This window comes from Exiguobacterium sp. SH1S21 (assembly GCF_004337175.1).
GTDB classification, from domain to species: domain Bacteria; phylum Bacillota; class Bacilli; order Exiguobacteriales; family Exiguobacteriaceae; genus Exiguobacterium; species Exiguobacterium aurantiacum_A.
Genome location: NZ_SJUY01000008.1, coordinates 95,559 through 112,913 on the forward strand (window position 1 = coordinate 95,559; position 17,355 = coordinate 112,913).

The window sequence follows — 17,355 nt, forward strand, 5'->3', positions numbered from 1 at the left end:
CCACGGCTAAAGCCGCAAGCTCACCCCTTCGGTATGAGTGGGATTCTGAAGTGCTTGTGCGAACGCAGTCCATTTCTGTTTTGTTCAAGCCTTCAGATGAGGGTGTGCCATCACCCCTCCTGAGACAGACCGTATAGGTTCTCAGGCTGGTCGACTGTTACCATCGACCACAGGTGCGTATCGGATATTCATCGCACCGACTAGATCTCTGTGTTTTTTGAATCCGCACGGACAGGAATATGTTCGGTCTTTCGCTTTATTTTTTGCTCCACAAGAAGGGCATGTCTGGGAGGTGTAGGCCGGATTGACAGATTCGACCTTGATGCCTTCGAGCTTTGCCTTGTACGTGATGAATAGTGCCAAGCGATAGAACGACCAGGTGTGCAGGTTCTTGTTGTGTTTACGGCTTGTTCTTGCCGTCTGTCGGATGTTCGCCAATCTTTCGAGGCGGATGACAGAAATCTTGTTCTCTTTCGCGAAGTCGACGATCTCACGGCTCACCTTGTGATCTTTGTCTTTCATCCAGCGCTGTTCTTTGTTGTTCAGCTTCTTGATCGCATCCAGTTTCTTCTGTTGACCGAGCTCTTTCCGTTTCGCACGAAACTTGCGCTTCATATACTTGTTCTCACGCCCGTTCCCGAAGAACCGCGCCTTGTCACGATCTGTCGATGCGACGGCGGGGACTTTCAGGCCGAGGTCGACCCCGAGCACGTTGGTGCCCCCCTTCTCCGTCGTGGGGATCGTGACGGCGATCTGGGCGATCCACTTGTTCGACTTCTTGATGATGCGGAGCGTCCCGAGCTTGTTGGCGAGGAGCGTGGCGTTCCGGTTGTCCGGGTCGACCATCTCGGCGCGGATCGCCGTCTTCTTGACGTTGCCGTCGATCATGATTGGAAGAGAGATCGACTCGAAGTCGAACGAGTAGTTTTGGTTGTTCCAGGTGCAGTACGGCTTCTTGAGGACAGGGACGACATGGAAGCCCTTCTTCTTCGCCTTTTTGAACATGCTCTTCGCATCCTGGATGGCCTGATTCTTGACGGCGCTCGGCAGATCGGAACTCACGTTTTTGCTCGTCAGCTTTAAGTTTTCTCGAGCCTGCACCATGTCCGAGACGAGCTGGTTCGTCGTGCCGATGTAGGTGCGCATCATCCGCTCTAAGATCGATTGTTGCTCTTTTGTCGGATGAAGTTTGATGTTCACCGTCAATGTCTGCGACACGGTGTCACCTCCTTGTCTTTTGTTCCTCGACATAACGCTTGATGGTCTCGCTGGAAACATTTCCGGCCGTCGAGACGAAGAAGGATCTCGTCCAAAGGCTTGTGAGATGTGTGAGATGGGGAAATTCCTCTCGTAGTCGCTTCGACGAGACGCCTTTGATGCGCGCCATGATGTCAGACGGGCTGAGGGATGGCAACGCCGACAAGAATAGATGTGTGTGGTCCCGATCACACGCGATGGAGATGAGTCGAATGTCGAGCTCTTCGCAGACATCACGGACGATCTCTTTGAATCGTTGCTCGAACGTATCGTCATCAAATAGTTTTCGGCGATACCTCGGGCAGAACACGAAATGATAATGGATCATCGATACGGTGGTTTTGGTTCTTCTGTAGTTGTTCATACGTCCATTGTATCATTAGATTTATTAGAGTGATACATTTTATCGGGATAAGATTCTGCTTGTTGATTTCTGAAGTTCCGACTAACGGGACTCCGAAATCAAGCTCACGTTCATCCCACCACTAAAGGAGTGGGCTTTCTCGTTCGCAAATTCTGTAATAAAAATTTCTCGAACAGGGAGGGGTGGCCGGACGCGGTCAGCCCTTTCTTTTTCGTTTGATCAGAACGTACAATGAGGAAAAGGAGGAATGTTTATGAGACGAGATCAACTGTTGGAACGAATGGAACGAATCGGGCGTTTGGTCGCGAAACAAGAAGGGGCGCTGATGCTGCTCGCCCTCGGTTCGATTGGCCTCGAGACCGAGCGGCTCGACGACTACTCCGACCTCGATTTCTTTTTGATCGTCGAGGACGGACGAAAAACCCGCTTCATCGACAACTTGGACTGGCTCGAGGTTGAACCGATCGCTTACCAATTCCAAAACACGAAAGACGGCCACAAGATCATGTACGCGGACGGTATTTACGGGGAGTTCGCCGTGTTCGAACTGTTCGAGATGCCACACATCGCCTATACCCCGGGACGGATCGTCTGGAAACGGGATGAAGCGCTCGAATCGTTTGCGACGCCTAAGCTCGTCACGGACGTCCGAGACGCAGCGTATTGCTACGAAGAGGCGCTGACGAACCTGTACGTCGGTCTGCTCCGTGAACGACGCGGAGAGAAGCTCGCCGGCTTCGAACTCATCCAAGTCGCGGCCGTCAACAACGTGTTGAAAGCACATGGAGAGACGGGCGACCCGTTCAATCCGACGCGCCGGGTCGAGATACGGCACCCGGAGCTCGTCGCCGGGCTCAGCGAATGGCTTCCAGGTTACGGCAAGTCGGTCGAAGCGGCCGCGGCGATGCTGAGCTATATCGAAGCGCGTCACCCGTTCAACGCGACGCTGAAGCGAGAAATCGCACGCTTGCTCGAAGCGTGATTTGCGGGAATGGAGTATGCTACAGTAAAACAAGAGGTGATAAATATGGTGACACTATATGGCTATCCGCCATGCAGTACGTGTAAGAAGGCAGAGAAATGGTTGAAGGAGAACGACGTCGCGTATACATACGTTCATATCGTCGAGGCGACACCGTCAAAAGATGAACTCGCGTCGATCTGGCAACAGTCAGGGCTGCCGCTCAAAAAGTTTTTCAATACGAGCGGGCAAGTGTACCGCAACGAAGGCATTAAAGATAAGCTCCCGAATTTGTCAGAAGACGAACAAATCGAGCTTTTAGTCAGCAATGGTATGCTTTTAAAGCGTCCAATCGTCACGGACGGTCAAAAATCGACGGTCGGTTTTTCAGAAAAGTCATTTACAGACGTTTGGGGCTAAGTGCTATAATACACATGTGAGTCTAATTTATTTGAGGGGGAAGTCATGATGAGCAAAGTACCTGCAAATCTACGTTATTCAAAAGAACACGAATGGGTTGAAGTGAACGGAAGCGTTGCCCGCATCGGGATCACGGATTTCGCACAAAGCGAACTAGGGGACATCGTGTTTGTGGAACTTCCTGAAGTCGGCGGCACGATTTTGCTCGACGAGCCGTTCGGTTCGGTCGAATCGGTCAAGACGGTGTCTGAACTGTACGCACCGATTTCTGGCAAAATCACGGCGGTAAACGAATCACTCGCGGATTCGCCGGAACTCGTCAACGAAGCACCGTTCGAAGGCGCATGGATGATCGAAGTCGAGTTAAACGATTCAACGGACGTCGACAAACTCATGTCGGCAGAAGAATATGAAACGATGATTCAAGGCTAACAAAAATCCCGGTTTCTCTTTATGAGAACCCGGGATTTTTGATTTAGTCGAAGTCGAGGCGGTAATGTTCAGGCTGGATGAGTGATGTCCGGTTGAACAGGCGATAGAAGACAATCCCGAGCGTCACCGGAATGAGGCCGAACAAGACGATGACGAGCATGACGTTCCAGAGCGCGAATCCGCCTGGCATCAAGTGCAGGGCGTTGACAGGTCCAATCAGTCCAGAGACACCGAATCCGGCACTGATCGGTGTTCCTTCGATACGAAGGATACCGGCGAGCGCCCCGAGAATGGCCGCGTTCGCGAGCACAGGGAGCATCATGATCGGACGACGGACGAAGTTCGCCATTTGAATTTTCGGTGAGCCGAGGAAGTGAGCGAGCGACGTCCCGGTCGCGTTCATCTGCCACCCGGCGATAGCGAGACCAAAACCGGCTGCGACGACGCCGAGGTTAGCGGCCCCGGCGGCAACACCGGACAGACTGATCGCCGTCGCGATCCCGACCGTCGAGATCGGGGAGACGATGATGAGCGAGAACGCCATCGCGATCAACATGCCCATCACGATCGGTTGGAGTTCAGTCATCGTCATGATGACTGTGCCGATGTACGTCGTGATCTGTGAGATGTACGTGAGTAAGAACATGCCGATTCCGCCGGCGATGACGATGACCGTCATTGGTAAGACCAGGACGGTGTACGTCTTTAAGCGTGGCGACAGCTGCATGACCATATATGTCGCGAGGGCGGCGGTCACACCGGCCGTGATGACGTCGCCGATTCCCGCCATGAGGAACGCGCCTTCCTCGATACGGATAGCGCCGCTCCCGACCTGGGTCGCGATACCGATCGTCCCGGCCTCGAGCGCCGAGCGTCCGAATTGCATCGCGACGGTGACACCGATGATGACCGGGAGTAGGCGCATCGCGATCGTCGTCGCGTCTAAGATGAACTGCAAAGACGGAAAATACGGTAAGATGGCTTTCGTTAATTCACCGAGCAACGCGCTCGGGATGAGGGCGATTAAAATAGCGAGACTGAGTCCGTTCAATACGTTCATCAAAAATTGTTTGCCTGTCAGTTTCGTTTGTTCCGTCATAAGTCGATTCACCTGTCCTTTTCTACGTATACGCTGTTATGTACGAAAGCGTTAAAGTTAATGACCATACTATGCCTCTTTTCGTGAAGCGTCAACAGGAAATGTTGAACGATTCAGAAAATTCGTGGGGTGAGCACAACTTTTGAACAGATCGGCTCACATTCATATACTTATAAAAGAGGTGAGAACAATGATTACAGACGGATTGTTATATATATACGCCCCGATGTGTGGAACATGCGCTGTGGCCGAGCGGATGCTCGCCGTCGTCGAAGCGGTCGACCCGACACTCGCGATTGACAAGCAGGACGCCAACTTTATCCCGCAAGAGTTAGAAGCGTATCAAGTCATGAGCGTCCCGGCGCTGTTAAAGCTTAAAGACGGCCAAGTCGAAGACCGATTATATGCGTTCCAAAACGTGCAGCACGTCCTATCTTTCGTTAAATGAGATAGGATGATTAGAATAATCAGAAAATTTTAAATAATCAGTTGACACAGAAAGTTCACGAATGGTATATTCATTACAACATCTTACTTGAACACAATATAGGACGAGATTCTCCAGCCATCAAGACGTTTTAGAACAGCCGGTGCATCACTTTACGCGACTTTTAGGTGGACCTTCCCTTCGATTGTCCCCCAAAAAAATCAAGCGCAGGGACACCTACCGCGTAACCGCATGGTACGTTCTAAGGCCGAGTGATGGATGGCTTGAATCCCCCATATAAGGATGAACACTCTGATCGGGCAAAAGAGTTTCATCTATGGGTTGTCCTTCCGTGACTCAAGGTGCTACGTTCTGTGTCATCCTCGGATGGCACCTTTTTTTGATTTTTCGCACAAAATAGTTTGACATGAAAATAATGTGTCGCTATTATAAAGCTAATCGAATAAACAACACTCTTATCAAGAGAGGCTGAGGGACTGGCCCTATGACGCCCAGCAACCGCGGAGCAATCCGAAATGGTGCTAATTCCAGCAAGGTGAGAACCTTGGAAGATGAGAGCAATCGTTGTCCGTACCGATAAAGTACGCACGTTTGCTCAAACGTGTGTACTTTTTTTGTTGTCAGGAGGGAAAGGTATTGATTCAATTACGTAATGTGGCCAAATGGTTCGACACGAAGAACGGTCGAGTCCAGGCGGTCGATGATGTGTCGCTCACAATCGAGAGCGGCGAAATTTTTGGAATAATCGGATATTCAGGGGCGGGGAAGTCGACGCTCATCCGTCTGCTCAACCGACTCGAGTCACCGTCAAGCGGTGAGATCGTCGTCGCAGGGAGCGAGCTGACGAAGCTCACTCCGAAAGAACTGCGCGGGGTGCGCAAAAACGTCTCGATGGTATTCCAACACTTCAACTTATTATGGTCGCGCACGGTCGCTGAGAACATCAGCTTCCCGCTCGAACTGATCGGGGTACCGGCCAGTGAACGTAAACGCCGCGTCCAAGAGCTCGTCGATCTCGTCGGTCTCGCCGGACGTGAAGACAGCTATCCGTCGCAACTATCGGGCGGTCAAAAGCAGCGAGTCGGGATTGCCCGCGCGCTCGCTACAAATCCAGACGTGCTCCTCTGCGATGAAGCGACGAGCGCACTCGACCCGAAGACGACCGATTCGATTCTCGAGCTGCTCGTCAGCATCAATAAGAAGCTCGGACTGACGATCGTCCTCATCACCCATGAGATGCACGTCATCCAAAAAATCTGTCATCGCGTCGCCGTCATGGAGGCAGGGAAAGTCGTCGAGACCGGCCAAGTCGCGGACGTGTTCCAACATCCGGAACAGCCGATCACGAAAGAGTTCGTCAAACAGATCGGTGCCGTCGACGACATGTCGCTCACGTTCGAGCATTTGAAAGCACGTTATCCGAGTGGCCAAATCGTCAAACTTAAGTTCTTGAACGAGACGGCCGAACAGCCGATTTTATCGGAAGTGTTGAAACAGCACGACATCGGCTTCAACATCATCGGCGGTAACGTGACGCAGTCCCAAGTCGGCGCGCTCGGAACGCTATTCATCCAATTGATCGGAGAGCCGGCTGAAGTCGAGCGGGCCATCGCCTCAATCCGATCGCAGGCAGTGGAAGTGGAGGTAGAAAGCGATGTTTCCTAATGTAGATTGGCAAGTCATGCTCGAACAGACGTGGGAGACGCTCTATATGACGCTCGTCGCAGGAGCCGCGACATTCGTCATCGGTCTCGCCCTCGGCATGCTCTTATATGTCACGAACGAACCGCTCATGATGAAGAATCGTCCGATTTACACGATCATCAGCGCGGTCGTCAACGTGTTCCGCTCGATCCCGTTCATTATTTTAATTATCTTGCTCATTCCGTTCACGCTCCTTCTTGTTGGAACGATGCTCGGCTCGACGGCGGCGCTCCCGGCGCTCATCATCGGTGCGGCCCCGTTTTATGCACGTATGGTCGAGCTCGCACTCCGCGAAGTCGATCGCGGTGTCATCGAGGCGGCCGAGTCGATGGGCGCGACGAAATGGCAGATCGTCTATAAAGTGTTGTTCCCGGAAGCACTCCCGGCCATCGTGTCAGGCATCACGGTGACGATCGTCGCCATCGTCGGTTACACGGCCATGGCCGGTGTCGTCGGTGGTGGTGGCCTTGGGAACTTGGCGTTCCTTGAAGGGTTCCAGCGTTCACAAAGCGACGTCACGTTCGTCGCGACCGTATTGATCTTAGTCATCGTCTTCGTCGTTCAGTTCATCGGCGATCGACTCGTCTCAAAAATCGATAAGCGATCAGCTTAATCAAATACAATCATATGGAGGGTTTTATAATGAAATCATGGAAAACAGTACTCGGATTGACAGCAGCATCAGCACTCACAATTCTCGCGGCATGTGGCGGCGGGGACTCAGAATCAGGCTCGGGCGACGACAAGACGCTCATCATCGGCGCGTCGAACGTACCACACGCCGAGATTTTAGAGCACGTCCAAGACGAATATGAAGAAAAAGGCTACACGCTTGAAATCAAGAAGTTCCAAGACTACGTGCTCCCGAACAAGACGCTCGCAGCTGGTGAGCTCGACGCTAACTACTTCCAACACGAGCCGTACCTCGAGTCACAAATGGCTGAGAACAAAGACTATAAATTCGCTTCAGCCGGCGGCGTCCACATCGAGCCGATCGGTGTCTACTCACAAGACTACAAATCACTCGATGAGCTTCCAGACGGCGCTGAAATCATCATGAGCTCGTCGGTCGCTGACCACGGACGAATCTTGACGATGCTTCAAACAGAAGGCTTGCTCACGCTCGCTGACGGCAAGACGACAGACGCGACAGTCGCTGACATCGTCGACAACCCGAAAAACTTGGAGTTCAAGACGGACGTCGAAGCGGCACTTCTCCCACAAGCGTTCAACAACGGTGAAGGCGATGCCGTCCTCATCAACACGAACTACGCGATCGATGCCGGACTCAACCCGCTCGAAGACGCAATCGCTCTTGAAGGCGAAGATTCACCGTACGTCAACTTGATCGTCACGCGTGAAGGCGACGAAGACGATGAGCGCGTCAAGGCACTCCTTGAAGTATTGACATCAGAAGAGACACAACAGTGGATCTTGGATGAGTACAAAGGTGCGGTCGTACCGGTTAAATAATGATTGATTTTAGGCTCGGGACATCCCGGGCCTTTTTTGTTTGCAGTGGTTTTGCTTCAATAATAGAAGTAAACTATTTATATGTAGAAAAAGGGGGGATCCGGGTGAGCATACGACACATTCATCCGCTGACGCTAGGCGTCTTGTTCGGTACATTTTTTGCACGGCTGTCGACGTTTTTTGTCATGCCGTTTTTTGCGATTTATCTCGCGACGCTCGGTTTCTCGGCGAGCGTGATCGGGACGGTGTTCGCGACGTCGGCATTATCCGGTCTATTTATGAGCTTTTTCGGGGGGACGCTGTCTGACCGCTACGGGCGCAAACAGCTGATGTTGATCGGTATCGGTTTGAACGCCTTGACGTTTACCGGTTTCGCACTCGCAACGGAGCTCGTTTGGTTTTACATATTTTCGGTATTGATGGGCGTTTCACGTTCATTCCTTGAACCGGCGTCTCGGGCCTTGATCAGCGACACGACGCAACCCGACCAGCGTGTCATCGTCTATAACGTGCGCTACTTCATGATCAACATCGCTGCGGCGATCGGACCGCTGCTTGCGGTCGTCTTGTCACTTACGGGAGCGAAGAGTGCATTCTTCGTCGTGACCGCCGTCTATGTCCTTTACGGCCTCGTCATCTCGACGTTGTTCCGGAAATATCCGTTTGAAGAAGGGGACGGCGTTAAAGCTAGGCCGCGCCTGACGGAGACGTTCCGCGTGTTAAAAGAAGACAAGACGTTCCGCTTCGTCATCATCGGCATGATCTTCGCCATCATCGGATACAGTCAATTCAATTCGACGTTGCCGCAGTTCATCGCGTTTCACGACGGATTCAGTGACGGGTCGCGCCTGTTCGCTTATCTGTTGACGGTCAACGCGATCACCGTTCTCGTCGTGCAGTATCCGATCATGCGGTTCGGCATTCGCGTCTCGCCGATCAAGTCGCTGTTCTTTGGGATCGCGACGCTCTCGATTGGGCTGTTGTTAATCGGCTTTGCTGCCGAGGTGTGGGTATTGTTCGTCGCGATGGTCATCTTCACGGTCGGAGAAGTGCTCACGTTCACGATGACGGACGTGTTGACAGACGATTTGGCACCGGAACATTTGCGCGGCACGTATTTCGGGGCGATGGGGTTGACGGCACTCGGTCAATCGATCGGGCCGGTCATCGGCGGACTGCTGCTCGACGGCTTCGACAACGAGTCACTCCCTGTATTTGGGAGCCTAGCCGTTCTGACCGCGTGTGGCGCCTTCTTCTTCACCGGCGCGCTACGGGAAAAACAAGCGAATTCGGTTCAAGTCGAGGAAAATGTTGGATAATGTCTTGATTTCCCGATATTCTCATTCTCAACATTTATGTTTTATTGAGAATGAAATATAAGGTGAGTCGCTTGAAATAAAAAATTGCCTAGATTAAGATTAGAATATATCTAATCTACGCCAAAAATGGCGAGAAAACGGAAGGGGTATCCGAATGTCTAACGTACCACACATGAAAATTGATGACCTCCGCGTCTCAATCGAAGGAAAAGAGATCGTCAAAGGTCTTAATCTTGAAATTAAAGGTGGCGAAATTCACGCCATCATGGGTCCTAACGGGACTGGTAAATCAACACTCGCATCTGCCCTCATGGGTCATCCATTGTACGAAGTGACAGGAGGAAGCGTCGACTTGAACGGAGAAGACGTCCTCGAGATGGAAGTAAATGAACGTGCGCAAGCAGGCATGTTCCTCGCGATGCAGTATCCAGCTGAAATCAGCGGAGTCACAAACGCCGACTTCTTGCGCTCAGCGATCAACTCGCGCCGCGAAGAAGGCGAAGAAATCTCACTTATGAAATTCATCCGCGAACTTGATTCGAAGATGGGCGTTCTTGAAATCCCTTCAGAAATGGCACACCGCTATTTGAACGAAGGCTTCTCGGGCGGAGAGAAAAAACGTAACGAGATCCTTCAAATGATGATGATCAAACCAAACATCGCGATTCTTGATGAGATTGATTCAGGTCTTGATATCGATGCGCTCAAAGTCGTCGCTAAAGGCGTCAACGAAATGCGCAGCGAAGAGTTCGGCTGCTTGATCATCACGCACTATCAGCGTCTCCTCAACTACATCGAGCCAGATTTCGTCCATATCATGATCGACGGTAAAATCGTCATGTCGGGCGGCAAAGAGCTCGCACAACGACTCGAAGCAGAAGGTTACGACTGGGTGAAGCAAGATCTTGGGATGACAGTAGACACAGAAGCGTAAGGGGGCTGTACGATGACCGTACAATTTGAATTAGATGCACAAGCAGTAGCGGCACGTGCAGAGGCGCTCGGTGGACCAGCATGGATGGTCAACCGACGTAAAGAAGCAGCAGAACTTGCGCCGACTCTCGCCTTGCCTAAAGTTGAAAAGATCAAGATTGATAAATGGGATTTCGTAAGCGGAGACGTCGAGCTCGCGAAGCTTGACGGGTTGACGCCTGAAATCGAAGCATTGCTCGGAGACCACCGGACAAACGTGCTCGTTGAACGCAACGGTCATGTCGTCTATAACGAACTTACGATGCCAGAAGGCGTCTTGTTTATGGGAATCCAACAAGCAATGGAACAACATCCAGACCTCGTCGAGAAATACTTCATGACAGAAGGCGTTCGTATTGACGAAGATCGCTTGTCTGCCTTGAACGCAGCGCTCACGAACGGTGGGGCTTTCTTGTACGTCCCGAAAAACATGCAATTGAAAGACCCGCTTCAAGCTATCTTCACGATGGAACAAGCGAACGGTTCGTTGTACCACCATACGATCGTCGTCGCCGATGAAGGCAGTGAAGTGACGTATGTCGAAAGTTTCTTGTCGAACACGAATGAGCCGCACACGGTCAACGCCGTGACGGAAGTGTTCGTCGGAGCGAACGCGAAAGTCGTATTCGGTGGGGTCGACCAGCTCGCTGAGTCAGCACTCACGTTCATGAACCGCCGCGGTGTCGTCTACGAGAACGCTCACCTAGATTGGGCGCTCGGACATATGAACGACGGCAACACGCTCGTCGAGACGAAGACGCATCTCGTCGGAGACAACACGTACTCGAACACGAAAGCAGTCACGATCGGTCGTGGCGCGCAGAAGCAAAACTTTAACATCCGGACCGACCACTTCGGGAAGTCTTCGGAAGGGTTCATCTTGATCCACGGTGTTCAAAAAGACTCGGCAACAGCGATCTTCAGCGGGACATCGATGATCCATCACGGTGCCTCGAAGTCAAACGGTGTCCAAACGGAACGCGTTCTCATGTTGTCTGAAAAAGCACGGGGTGACGCCAACCCGATCCTCCTCATCGATGAGGATGACGTTATGGCCGGCCACGCCGCTTCAGTCGGACGCGTCGACGACATTCAGTTGTACTACTTGATGAGCCGCGGTCTGTCACGTAAAGAAGCAGAACGTTTAATCATTCACGGATTCTTAAACCCGGTCGTCGAGCAACTCGCGATCGAGTCGGTCAAAGACCGTCTCCGTGAAGTCATCGAAGGGAAAGTGCGTTAAGATGATTGATGCCTCGATTCGTAAACAGTTCCCGATTTTAGATCAGGAAATCAACGGCCATCCGCTCGTCTATCTCGACAGCGCGGCGAGCTCCCAAAAACCGCTTGCTGTCATCGAGGCGATCGAGGATTACTATCGCCGCATCCATTCGAACGTGCACCGTGGCGTCCATACGCTCGGCACGCACGCGACGGATGCGTATGAAGGGGCGCGGGAGCGTGTCCGTTCATTCATCAACGCCTCAGTACCGGAAGAGATCATCTTCACGCGTGGGACGACGACGGCGATCAACCTTGTCGCTTCAAGTTACGGGGACGCCAACGTCAGCGCGGGAGATGAGATCGTTCTCACACCGATGGAACACCACGCGAACTTGATTCCATGGCAACAGCTCGCCAAACGCACAGGTGCGAAACTCCGTTACGTCGAAATGACGCCAGACGGCCGGATCACGCTCGACGCGGTGCGGGAAGTGTTGTCGGACCGGACGAAGATCGTTGCCATGAGCCACGTCTCGAACGTGCTCGGCACGATTAATCCGATCGCGGAAGTGGCGCAACTCGCCCACGAAAAAGGCGCGGTCATGGTCGTCGATGCGGCGCAAAGCGCGCCGCACCGGAGGCTTGACGTCCAAGCGCTCGATTGTGACTTCCTTGCCTTCTCTGGCCATAAGATGCTCGGTCCGACCGGGATCGGTGTCTTATACGGGAAGAAACAGCTGCTTAAAAACATGGAGCCGGTCGAGTTCGGCGGTGAGATGATCGATTACGTCGACTTGTATGAGTCGACGTGGAAAGACATCCCGTACCGCTTTGAAGCGGGAACGCCGATCATCGCCGGTGCGGTCGGTTTGGCTGCCGCCATCGACTTTTTAGAAGACCTTGGTCTCGAGAATGTCGAGGCGCACGAACGGGAGCTCGTGACGTACGCCATCGAACAGATGCGTACGATCGAAGGGATCGAGATCTTCGGTCCTGAGGAGCGCGTCGGGCTCGTCACGTTCAACTTGAACGACGTCCACGCCCACGACCTTGCGACCGTCTTGGATATGCAAGGGGTCGCGGTACGGGCCGGTCATCACTGTGCCCAGCCGCTCATGCGCCTCCTGAAGCAATCATCGACTGCCCGAGCGAGCTTCTACTTGTATAACACACGAGATGAAGTCGATCGCTTCATCGAAGGGTTACGTCAAACGAAGGAGTATTTCAATTATGAGTTTTAACAATCTCGACATGTTGTACCGACAAGTCATCATGGATCATTATAAAAACCCAAGAAACCGTGGCGTCATCGAAGATGGCGTGACGATCGACTTGAACAACCCGACGTGCGGGGATTCACTCCGACTCCAACTTCAAGTCGAAGACGGAATCGTGAAAGATGCCAAGTTCGAAGGGGAAGGCTGTTCGATCAGTCTCGCCTCGGCGTCGATGATGACCCAAATCGTAAAAGGCAAGTCTGTAGACGAAGCGCTCCAATTGGCGAACATCTTTTCACAGATGGTCCAAGGGAAAGACTACGATACAGACACGTTCGACCTAGGCGACATCGAAGCGTTGTCTGGTGTCTCAAAGTTTCCGGCTCGCATCAAGTGCGCCACGCTCGCGTGGAAAGCGCTTGAAAAGGGAGTCGACGAGGAAGCGTAAGTAGAAGGAGGAGACCGATATGGCGAAAAACATGCCAGACGTTGGCGATTATAAATATGGCTTCCATGATCGAGACATCTCGATTTTCCGTTCAGGCCGCGGCTTGACGAAAGAAATCGTTGAAACGATCTCGAACATGAAAGAAGAACCGGCATGGATGCTCGAGTTCCGTTTGAAATCACTCGAACAGTTCCGCAAGATGCCGATGCCGACATGGGGCGGCGATCTCACGTCACTTGATTTTGACGAGATCACGTACTACGTCAAACCGTCTGAGAAGACGGAACACTCGTGGGACGAGGTTCCTGAAGAAATCAAACGGACGTTTGATAAGCTCGGAATCCCGGAAGCGGAACAAAAATACTTGGCGGGTGTCTCGGCTCAGTACGAGTCAGAGGTCGTCTACCATAGTATGCAAGAAGACTTCGAAGAAAGAGGTGTCATCTTCAAAGATACGGACACTGCTTTGAAAGAAAACGAAGACTTGTTCCGTGAGTATTTCGGGAAATTGATCCCGCCGACGGACAACAAGTTCTCGGCACTCAACTCGGCCGTCTGGTCAGGTGGCTCGTTCATCTATGTACCAAAAGGTGTGAAACTCGAGCAACCGCTCCAAGCCTACTTCCGGATCAACTCGGAAAACATGGGTCAATTCGAGCGGACGCTCATCATCGTCGACGAGGGCGCTTCGGTCCATTACGTCGAAGGATGTACGGCACCAGTCTACACGACGAACTCGCTTCACTCAGCTGTCGTCGAGATCTTCGTCAACAAAGACGCATACTGCCGCTATACGACGATCCAAAACTGGGCGAACAACGTCTATAACTTGGTCACGAAGCGTGCCGTCTGTGAAGCCGGCGCGTCGATGGAGTGGATCGATGGTAACATCGGATCGAAACTCACGATGAAGTACCCGGCCGTCATCTTAAAAGGTGAAGGCTCACGTGGGATGACGCTCTCGATCGCACTCGGCGGTAAAGGGCAGCACCAAGACGCTGGGGCGAAGATGATTCACCTCGCACCGAACACGTCGTCGTCGATCGTCTCGAAGTCGATCTCGAAACAAGGCGGAAAAGTCTCGTATCGCGGAATCGTCCACTTCGGCCGTAAGGCGAAAGGTGCCCGTTCGAACATCGAATGTGACACGCTCATCATGGACAACGAGTCGACGTCGGACACGATCCCGTACAACGAGATCTTGAACGACCAAGTCTCACTCGAGCACGAAGCGAAAGTCTCGAAAGTGTCAGAAGAGCAACTCTTCTACCTCATGAGCCGTGGTATCTCGGAAGAAGAAGCGACCGAGATGATCGTCATGGGCTTCATCGAGCCGTTCACGAAAGAATTGCCAATGGAATATGCGGTCGAAATGAACCGTCTCATCAAGTTTGAGATGGAAGGTTCGATCGGATAATCCTGAATAGATTGAGGAAGACGGTTGACATGAAATCATGTCGACCGTCTTTTTTGGATTGAACCCCTCTCGTTTCATAGGAGCTATTTCGACCTGAACTAGGGAATAAAGTAGTGAAACATATACTCGACCCGAGAGGAGAAGCGAACATGATGTTTTTGGTAACAGGCTATTTCAATGCTGAAAAAATGAATGAAAAGACGGACCATGAAATAGACCGAATCATGGCTACTTGTGAACCATACTTACATCAGTTTTATGCAAGTGAGCAGGTTGTATTAGATATTGAGCTTGAAGCGAGTGTGAAAGAAGTCAAGCGTCATGCTGATCAGATCAAGATAACGGATGGACCAGTCTTGGGGTCAAAGGAAGTAGTAGGAAGTACTTTTTTGATTGAAGCGGCGGACATAGAGGACGCGGTCAGAATTGCTTCCATCCATCCGACGACCCAAGTGCCCGAAGCGGAATCGTTAGGCTGGAGGATTGAAATTCGGCCGGTTCACTATTATTGGGAAAGAGAGTGAACGGTCTCGTCAAGTTTGAGATGTAACAATTGATTTAATAGTCCACTACCTTGACCAGCGAGCTTAGTTTCGCTGGTTATTTGTATAATGAAATGAGGAGGCGATGACGTGACAAATCGATTTTCACTAGAGAGCAGAGAACTTGAGACATTCATGGGTCAGATGGTCGTGATTTGTCCACGTTGTGGGGGACGAGCGGACGTTATGGAGAAGGCTAATGAGGTACGCTTGAGCTGTTTTCAGTGCGGTTATCTACAAATGAAGCAGAGCGGTACGAAATACATCGGCGGAGCTTTCGATGTACATTTCAGATTGCCGCTCTATCTGCAAACTGGTTGTTGTGGTCATGTCCTATGGGCTTATAATCAGGAGCACCTCGCGTATATGAGACAGTACGTGGAAGCGAGTGTTCGGACAAGCGACGGCGCGAACCGCAGTATTGAGAGTCGCTTGCCCAAGTGGATGAAGCAAAAGCACAACCGTGAAGATGTGTTGCGGGCAATCAAGCGCTTAGAACTCGCATGTGAGAAAGGATGAACAGCGATGGACCGACAAAAAGAGTTACAAGAAATAGAAGAGCGGCAATTGACATCGGTGATGAACAAGACAAAGTGGGGGGAACTGAGGCGAGCGGTAGCAAATACATTCCTATTTGAACCTCCTTATCAAATCAAATATGTATTAGAGGACACACCTGATCCTGAGTTTTTATCGAAGACGGCTTATGAATCAGGTGATTGGGATGATGGATTTCCTTATCCTACCTCTTCAATCGAATGGATTCGATTGCGACCAAAGGTGTTGGTCTATAAGGGAGCTATCGTCGAACCAGACATATGTGATATGACCGATGAACTTATATCTATTTTAACGAAAGAACGAATCCCGTTCATACAGGACAATGAAATGATTCAAATTTTTGGCTATGTTCGAGATACGGGAATATTTGAACCGAAACTTGATGCATAGCGTAATTCTGTATTTATTTCGTATATACTGATTGTTTAGTTATTGTCGTGAAACAGCTAAGAGTCGGGTATGCTAAAAGAGAGACTGTTTTTAGGGAGGAATGATTGAATGGAAACAATTGATCCAAAAGACATTACCCGCATCGCCGTCGTTGGCGCCGGCTGGGTCGGCATCAGTTTTGCTTACCAATTATCGATGGCGGCACTCTGTGAAGAGCTCGTCTTGATCGACTCGAACCACGCGAAAGCGGAAGGTGAGGCTATGGACTTGAACCACGGCATCTCGTTCGCACCGAGCCCGGTTCGGATTTGGGCAGGGGATTACACGGATTGTCGTGACGCCGACATCGTCATCATCACGGCTGGAGCCGCCCAAAAGCTCGGGCAGACACAGATGGACCTCGCCGGGCAAAATGCGGTCGTCATCCGTGACGTCACAGAACAAATCATGGCGAGCGGCTTTGACGGGATCATCGTCGTCGCGACGAACCCGGTCAATGTGATGGCCCACGTCGCCTGGAAAGCGTCCGGCTTGCCGAAACACCGTGTCATCGGCTCAGGGACGGTGCTCGATACGGCGCGTCTGCGCTATAAGCTCGGCGAGTACTTCGACTTGTCGTCGCGCAACTGTCACGTCTACTATATGGGCGAACATGGTGCCGGTGGTTTCGTCGCCTGGGACAACGCCCGGATTTATGGCAAGTCGATGAAGCAATTGCTCGCAGACAATGAATCGTATCGCCAAGAGGATTTAGACGCGATCTATCAAGAAGTACGCGATGCGGCGAACCAAATCATCGGCTATAAGAGTGCGGCCTACTATGCGATCGGTCTCGGCCTGCTGCGCATCGTCCGGGCTATCGTCCGGAACGAGAACACGGTCGTGACGATTGGTGCCCATCTCGACGGGGAATACGGCGCCTCCGACCTCCATATCGGGGTACCTGCCTTGATCGACCGGAGCGGTATCAGTCAAATCATCGAGATCGACTTGACGGCTGAGGAGCAACAACAGTTCGACGCATCGGTCGGACGGATTCGCCAGGCGATTGACAAAATCGAGACAAGTTCATAACAAAAACCCGGCTGCCGTTGCAGCCGGGTTCGT

20 protein-coding genes and 1 riboswitch are annotated in these 17,355 nt (G+C 51.8%); of the genes, 17 read left to right on the forward strand and 3 right to left on the reverse strand.

What is annotated here, in order from left to right; translation table 11 throughout:
• Positions 1-141 precede the first annotated feature (141 nt).
• Complete coding sequence (locus EVJ24_RS11615) at positions 142-1,218, reverse strand: RNA-guided endonuclease InsQ/TnpB family protein (protein WP_131441423.1); 1,077 nt, start codon at positions 1,216-1,218, stop codon at positions 142-144.
• 4 nt (positions 1,219-1,222) lie between these two features.
• Positions 1,223-1,621, reverse strand: coding sequence for an IS200/IS605 family transposase (gene tnpA, locus EVJ24_RS11620; RefSeq protein WP_084812923.1), 399 nt, complete (start codon positions 1,619-1,621; stop codon positions 1,223-1,225).
• Between the two features lie 253 nt (positions 1,622-1,874).
• Between tnpA and EVJ24_RS11625 the strand changes: the two genes are divergently transcribed.
• Genes EVJ24_RS11625 through gcvH form a run of 3 tightly spaced genes read left to right on the forward strand, consistent with a single transcriptional unit; the run spans position 1,875 to position 3,434 of the window.
• Positions 1,875-2,603 carry a hypothetical protein gene (locus tag EVJ24_RS11625; RefSeq protein WP_236637644.1) on the forward strand — a complete coding sequence of 243 codons (729 nt, stop codon included), beginning with the start codon at positions 1,875-1,877 and terminating at the stop codon, positions 2,601-2,603.
• A gap of 45 nt (positions 2,604-2,648) precedes the next feature.
• On the forward strand, positions 2,649-3,002 hold the full coding sequence (locus EVJ24_RS11630) for an arsenate reductase family protein (RefSeq protein WP_070328735.1): 354 nt from the start codon (positions 2,649-2,651) through the stop codon (positions 3,000-3,002).
• Positions 3,003-3,050: 48 nt separating this feature from the next.
• Positions 3,051-3,434: a glycine cleavage system protein GcvH gene (gene gcvH, locus EVJ24_RS11635; protein WP_071397925.1), complete on the forward strand. Its 384-nt coding sequence runs from the start codon at positions 3,051-3,053 to the stop codon at positions 3,432-3,434.
• Between the two features lie 43 nt (positions 3,435-3,477).
• On the opposite strand, the gene EVJ24_RS11640 is transcribed toward gcvH, so the two are convergent.
• Positions 3,478-4,533, reverse strand: a complete 1,056-nt coding sequence (locus EVJ24_RS11640) for a PTS transporter subunit IIC (RefSeq protein WP_071397924.1) — start codon at positions 4,531-4,533, stop codon at positions 3,478-3,480.
• Positions 4,534-4,723: 190 nt separating this feature from the next.
• Here EVJ24_RS11640 and EVJ24_RS11645 point away from each other — a divergent pair, with 190 nt between their 5' ends.
• The 14 genes from EVJ24_RS11645 (at position 4,724) to EVJ24_RS11705 (ending at position 17,322) form a co-directional block, all read left to right on the forward strand.
• On the forward strand, positions 4,724-4,981 hold the full coding sequence (locus EVJ24_RS11645; protein WP_131441425.1) for a thioredoxin family protein: 258 nt from the start codon (positions 4,724-4,726) through the stop codon (positions 4,979-4,981).
• Between the two features lie 452 nt (positions 4,982-5,433).
• Positions 5,434-5,539: riboswitch (SAM riboswitch) on the forward strand.
• 78 nt (positions 5,540-5,617) lie between these two features.
• Positions 5,618-6,646 carry a methionine ABC transporter ATP-binding protein gene (locus EVJ24_RS11650; RefSeq protein ID WP_071397923.1) on the forward strand — a complete coding sequence of 343 codons (1,029 nt, stop codon included), beginning with the start codon at positions 5,618-5,620 and terminating at the stop codon, positions 6,644-6,646.
• Positions 6,636-7,298: a methionine ABC transporter permease gene (locus EVJ24_RS11655; protein WP_071397922.1), complete on the forward strand. Its 663-nt coding sequence runs from the start codon at positions 6,636-6,638 to the stop codon at positions 7,296-7,298. The genes EVJ24_RS11650 and EVJ24_RS11655 overlap by 11 nt, the downstream gene beginning before the upstream one ends.
• 29 nt (positions 7,299-7,327) lie before the next feature.
• Positions 7,328-8,158 (forward strand): MetQ/NlpA family ABC transporter substrate-binding protein, encoded by an 831-nt coding sequence (locus EVJ24_RS11660; RefSeq protein WP_070328740.1) that lies wholly within the window; start codon positions 7,328-7,330, stop codon positions 8,156-8,158.
• A 104-nt stretch (positions 8,159-8,262) separates the two neighbouring features.
• A complete protein-coding gene (locus EVJ24_RS11665; protein WP_131441426.1) occupies positions 8,263-9,477 on the forward strand; it encodes an MDR family MFS transporter in 1,215 nt (404 codons plus the stop codon).
• A gap of 172 nt (positions 9,478-9,649) precedes the next feature.
• Positions 9,650-10,411: a Fe-S cluster assembly ATPase SufC gene (gene sufC, locus EVJ24_RS11670; RefSeq protein WP_131441427.1), complete on the forward strand. Its 762-nt coding sequence runs from the start codon at positions 9,650-9,652 to the stop codon at positions 10,409-10,411.
• Between the two features lie 12 nt (positions 10,412-10,423).
• Complete coding sequence (sufD, locus tag EVJ24_RS11675) at positions 10,424-11,692, forward strand: Fe-S cluster assembly protein SufD (RefSeq protein ID WP_071397919.1); 1,269 nt, start codon at positions 10,424-10,426, stop codon at positions 11,690-11,692.
• Between the two features lies 1 nt (position 11,693).
• Entirely contained in the window at positions 11,694-12,914 is a 1,221-nt protein-coding gene (locus tag EVJ24_RS11680; RefSeq protein WP_131441428.1) for a cysteine desulfurase, read from the forward strand.
• A complete protein-coding gene (gene sufU, locus EVJ24_RS11685) occupies positions 12,904-13,338 on the forward strand; it encodes a Fe-S cluster assembly sulfur transfer protein SufU (protein WP_070328745.1) in 435 nt (144 codons plus the stop codon). The genes EVJ24_RS11680 and sufU overlap by 11 nt, the downstream gene beginning before the upstream one ends.
• 19 nt (positions 13,339-13,357) lie before the next feature.
• Positions 13,358-14,755 (forward strand): Fe-S cluster assembly protein SufB, encoded by a 1,398-nt coding sequence (sufB, locus tag EVJ24_RS11690; RefSeq protein ID WP_070328746.1) that lies wholly within the window; start codon positions 13,358-13,360, stop codon positions 14,753-14,755.
• 149 nt (positions 14,756-14,904) lie between these two features.
• A complete protein-coding gene (locus EVJ24_RS11695; RefSeq protein WP_131441429.1) occupies positions 14,905-15,279 on the forward strand; it encodes a YciI family protein in 375 nt (124 codons plus the stop codon).
• 384 nt (positions 15,280-15,663) lie between these two features.
• The gene (locus EVJ24_RS15375; RefSeq protein WP_161566946.1) at positions 15,664-15,816 is read left to right on the forward strand and encodes a hypothetical protein; all 153 of its coding nucleotides are present in this window, start codon (positions 15,664-15,666) and stop codon (positions 15,814-15,816) included.
• A gap of 6 nt (positions 15,817-15,822) precedes the next feature.
• Entirely contained in the window at positions 15,823-16,248 is a 426-nt protein-coding gene (locus EVJ24_RS11700) for a DUF6678 family protein (RefSeq protein WP_131441430.1), read from the forward strand.
• A gap of 108 nt (positions 16,249-16,356) precedes the next feature.
• Positions 16,357-17,322 (forward strand): L-lactate dehydrogenase, encoded by a 966-nt coding sequence (locus tag EVJ24_RS11705; protein ID WP_131441431.1) that lies wholly within the window; start codon positions 16,357-16,359, stop codon positions 17,320-17,322.
• Positions 17,323-17,355 lie beyond the last annotated feature (33 nt).

Excerpts from the sequence above, each read along its gene's own strand:
- tnpA (WP_084812923.1), bottom strand. The coding sequence starts at position 1,621 with ATGAACAACTACAGAAGAACCAAAACCACCGTATCGATGATCCATTAT.
- EVJ24_RS11625 (WP_236637644.1), top strand. The coding sequence starts at position 1,875 with ATGAGACGAGATCAACTGTTGGAACGAATGGAACGAATCGGGCGTTTG.
- EVJ24_RS11630 (WP_070328735.1), top strand. The coding sequence starts at position 2,649 with ATGGTGACACTATATGGCTATCCGCCATGCAGTACGTGTAAGAAGGCA.
- gcvH (WP_071397925.1), top strand. The coding sequence starts at position 3,051 with ATGAGCAAAGTACCTGCAAATCTACGTTATTCAAAAGAACACGAATGG.
- EVJ24_RS11640 (WP_071397924.1), bottom strand. The coding sequence starts at position 4,533 with ATGACGGAACAAACGAAACTGACAGGCAAACAATTTTTGATGAACGTA.
- EVJ24_RS11645 (WP_131441425.1), top strand. The coding sequence starts at position 4,724 with ATGATTACAGACGGATTGTTATATATATACGCCCCGATGTGTGGAACA.
- EVJ24_RS11655 (WP_071397922.1), top strand. The coding sequence starts at position 6,636 with ATGTTTCCTAATGTAGATTGGCAAGTCATGCTCGAACAGACGTGGGAG.
- EVJ24_RS11660 (WP_070328740.1), top strand. The coding sequence starts at position 7,328 with ATGAAATCATGGAAAACAGTACTCGGATTGACAGCAGCATCAGCACTC.
- sufC (WP_131441427.1), top strand. The coding sequence starts at position 9,650 with ATGAAAATTGATGACCTCCGCGTCTCAATCGAAGGAAAAGAGATCGTC.
- sufD (WP_071397919.1), top strand. The coding sequence starts at position 10,424 with ATGACCGTACAATTTGAATTAGATGCACAAGCAGTAGCGGCACGTGCA.
- EVJ24_RS11680 (WP_131441428.1), top strand. The coding sequence starts at position 11,694 with ATGATTGATGCCTCGATTCGTAAACAGTTCCCGATTTTAGATCAGGAA.
- sufU (WP_070328745.1), top strand. The coding sequence starts at position 12,904 with ATGAGTTTTAACAATCTCGACATGTTGTACCGACAAGTCATCATGGAT.
- sufB (WP_070328746.1), top strand. The coding sequence starts at position 13,358 with ATGGCGAAAAACATGCCAGACGTTGGCGATTATAAATATGGCTTCCAT.
- EVJ24_RS11695 (WP_131441429.1), top strand. The coding sequence starts at position 14,905 with ATGATGTTTTTGGTAACAGGCTATTTCAATGCTGAAAAAATGAATGAA.
- EVJ24_RS15375 (WP_161566946.1), top strand. The coding sequence starts at position 15,664 with ATGAGACAGTACGTGGAAGCGAGTGTTCGGACAAGCGACGGCGCGAAC.
- EVJ24_RS11700 (WP_131441430.1), top strand. The coding sequence starts at position 15,823 with ATGGACCGACAAAAAGAGTTACAAGAAATAGAAGAGCGGCAATTGACA.
- EVJ24_RS11705 (WP_131441431.1), top strand. The coding sequence starts at position 16,357 with ATGGAAACAATTGATCCAAAAGACATTACCCGCATCGCCGTCGTTGGC.